The organism is Mucilaginibacter sp., assembly GCF_028288105.1.
In the GTDB taxonomy this organism is placed as follows: domain Bacteria; phylum Bacteroidota; class Bacteroidia; order Sphingobacteriales; family Sphingobacteriaceae; genus Mucilaginibacter.
Window position 1 is genome coordinate 1 of the sequence record NZ_JAQBOI010000208.1, and the last position, 2869, is coordinate 2869.

General features: G+C 38.7%; 4 protein-coding genes. 3 read left to right on the forward strand and 1 reads right to left on the reverse strand.

Annotated elements, in window-relative coordinates:
- Both JWQ85_RS14085 and JWQ85_RS14090 read left to right on the forward strand, forming a co-directional pair.
- Positions 1–222, forward strand: a 222-nt coding sequence (locus JWQ85_RS14085; RefSeq protein WP_299469012.1) for a hypothetical protein, incomplete at its 5' end; no start/stop codon positions are given.
- Positions 223–306: 84 nt separating this feature from the next.
- A complete protein-coding gene (locus JWQ85_RS14090) occupies positions 307–1026 on the forward strand; it encodes a hypothetical protein (RefSeq protein ID WP_299469014.1) in 720 nt (239 codons plus the stop codon).
- A gap of 10 nt (positions 1027–1036) precedes the next feature.
- Here the strand turns inward: JWQ85_RS14090 and JWQ85_RS14095 are convergent, their stop codons facing one another.
- Entirely contained in the window at positions 1037–2188 is a 1152-nt protein-coding gene (locus JWQ85_RS14095) for an ABC transporter permease (protein ID WP_367186215.1), read from the reverse strand.
- 154 nt (positions 2189–2342) lie between these two features.
- Here JWQ85_RS14095 and JWQ85_RS14100 point away from each other — a divergent pair.
- On the forward strand, positions 2343–2869 hold a 527-nt coding region (locus JWQ85_RS14100; RefSeq protein WP_299469017.1), incomplete at its 3' end, for an exo-beta-N-acetylmuramidase NamZ domain-containing protein.

Genomic DNA, 2869 nt, shown 5'->3' on the forward strand with positions numbered 1-2869 from the left:
TCTAATGCCCAGGATCAGCAAACCTCGCATAATAGTTTTAACAATTTTTATTTTGCCAAAATGCTTAACCTCTCATTTGGTGTAGGCTATCCTATAGGCGGCAACAAGCTTATTGTTGAACCATTTGTAAAATACCCCCTTGGCGGTTTAGGTGCGCAGGATATCCGCTTCGGGGCAGGCGGTATAAACCTTAAATTCAGCTTTAAAACGCAGAAGAAATAAGAATCATATTTCATATAAATAAGATTCTTTTAGTCAGCTTTTTTTGTTTTCTTAGCGCTTCAATCCACACCTTATCACCTTCACATGAAGAAACTTGTACTTACTGTATTATCTTTTTTTTTCGTAACCCAGCTATTTGCACAGAATATCGAAACTTCTTTTGCCCTGTACACCGGATTAATGCATTTTGCCGGCCCTTCTGCCACCTCATCAACAGCTATAAATAAAGGTTTTACCAACACATCGATTTTAAATTATACCAACAACCCGTATGGCAGTAAAACCGAATTTGGTTTTGGTATCGATCTTCAAGCACAATTAGTTACAAAAAAACAGTTTATTGCCGGTTTGCAAATTGGAACAGAAATCTTAAAAAGTAAGGTTGATATTACCGGAATAAATAGTGGTTCACTACCCTTCCCATCAAAAGCCGAAGGGTCAACTAATATTAATAACAATTATATTAACTTAAACCCATACATAGGATATCGCTTGCCTTTACCAAAAGTAAAATTGGATATATTGACTGGCATAGAATTCGGTTACATAACCAACTCTTATGAAAGAGGTTCGGCAAAAGCTGACAACGGTGCAACTTACAAAACCCAAAGGGATAGGAAAACGGTTAGTGTAGACAACAGATTAAAATTTGGGTTAGCCGCCCACTACGATCGCATTGGACTAACTGCCAGCTATGCGTATGGCTTAACTAATTATTTAGGGTCGATGATTGGCGGTACTAACCCAAGTGCGCATACCGAAGTAATAAGGATTGGGGTAAGTTTCTTCATATTTAATGACTAAAAATGGCTTTTTATTTAAACCTGATGGCTTTTACCGGCGTTATCCGTGTAACCAGCATTGATGGAATTATCAGCACCATTAAACAAACTACAAGCGTACCAATGTTTAAAAGGAAAACATCCATCCAAACAAATTTTATAGGCACAAAGGTCATGTAATATGATGCCTGATCGAGTTTGAAATAATGTGTATGTTGCTGAAAAAAACCAAGGCCAAGGCCCAAAATATTGCCTAATAATAACCCTACCCCTATCAGGTAAGCCGCGTTATACAAGAATATTTTTTGGATTATCCAATTACCAGCACCCATCGCTTTAAAAATGCCTATCATAGCAGTGCGCTCCAATATCATTATCAGCAGGGCCGATATCATGTTGATAACCGCTACTGCTATCATTAACACCAGCATTACTACGGTGTTTACATCCAGCATGCCCAGCCATTCAAATATTGTTGGATAGTTTTCTAAAACTGTAGATGATTTTAGTTTAATAGGTAATTTATCATCAATGGCGTTGGCAGTAATATTTAGTTTATCAAACTGCTTTGTTCTGACTTCGTAACCACCAATCTCACCATTTTTCCAATCGTTTAACCGCTTTATTAATGCAAGGTCGCCTATTACAAAGGTTTTATCTACTTCATCAACGCCAAGGTTAAATATGCCAACTATCCTAAGTTTACGTTTACGTGGTGGCTCCTGTACAAAATACATTAGCAAATCATCGCCTGCTTTTAGTTTTAAGCGGTTGGCGGTTACCTGCGATATCAGTATTTGGTTTTGTACTTCGGTTGTATCAGTAAAATTGATAACCGTACCACTTACAAGTGCCTTTTTAACATAATCCCAGTTATAGTTTTTATCAACACCCTTAAGTACTACACCTTCAATTTCGTTATTGGCTTTGATAATACCGGGTTTCGTAGCGTATGGGTAAACAGCATCTACAAGACTAACCGATTTGATGTCTTTCACCACATCGGCGCTATCAACAAAGGAAGATTTCTCGTACGAGGCATTGTTATCCAGCTTAACAATTTGGATATCGCCGGCAAAGCCCCTAACCTTTTCCCGTATTTCTTGTTTAAACCCTTTAATAACGGCTAATGAAAGTATCATTACGCCAAGGCCCAGCATAATACCAATAATGGCTATGCGCACAATTAATTTTGAAAACGTACGCTTTGACTTAAATGTAATGCGACTTGATATAAACCTGGCGAAATTCAATGCAGAATGATTTTTGTACCTTCGCAAAGATGCGTTTTTACACTTAAACATACTGCTTTTAAATTTGCTTTAACATCAAAATCTTATGACCGGCATCAAATTATATACTCCCATATTGGCGCTAAGCCTGCTTTTTTTAAAGTGCGACGATTTTGCGCAAGCACCAAAAGCTGCCACAAAAACCGCTAAAACCGTAGCAGTAAAAAAGATAATTACCCCCATACTGCCCGCCGCCGACAGGCTGGACGCCTACCTGGACTACCTCAAAGGCCGCAAAATTGGGATGCTGATAAATCAAACATCTATCATAGGCAATAATAAAAAGCCTTTGGTTGATAGCTTGTTGAAACTTGGCGTAAACGTTAAAAAGATATATGGCCCCGAGCATGGTTTTAGAGGCAATGCCAGCGATGGCGCTAAAATTGATAACACTACCGACCCGGTTACCGGCCTGCCGGCTATATCGCTTTACGGCAAACATTACAAACCTACCCCCGAAGACCTAAAAGGGATTGACCTGATGATATTTGATGTACAGGATGTGGGCACAAGGTTTTACACCTATATATCTACCCTACATTATGTAATGGAGGCCTGCGCCGAAAATAATAT

Bases quoted from the DNA above. Each gene is read 5' to 3' on its own strand.
- JWQ85_RS14090 (WP_299469014.1), top strand. From the start codon at position 307: ATGAAGAAACTTGTACTTACTGTATTATCTTTTTTTTTCGTAACCCAG.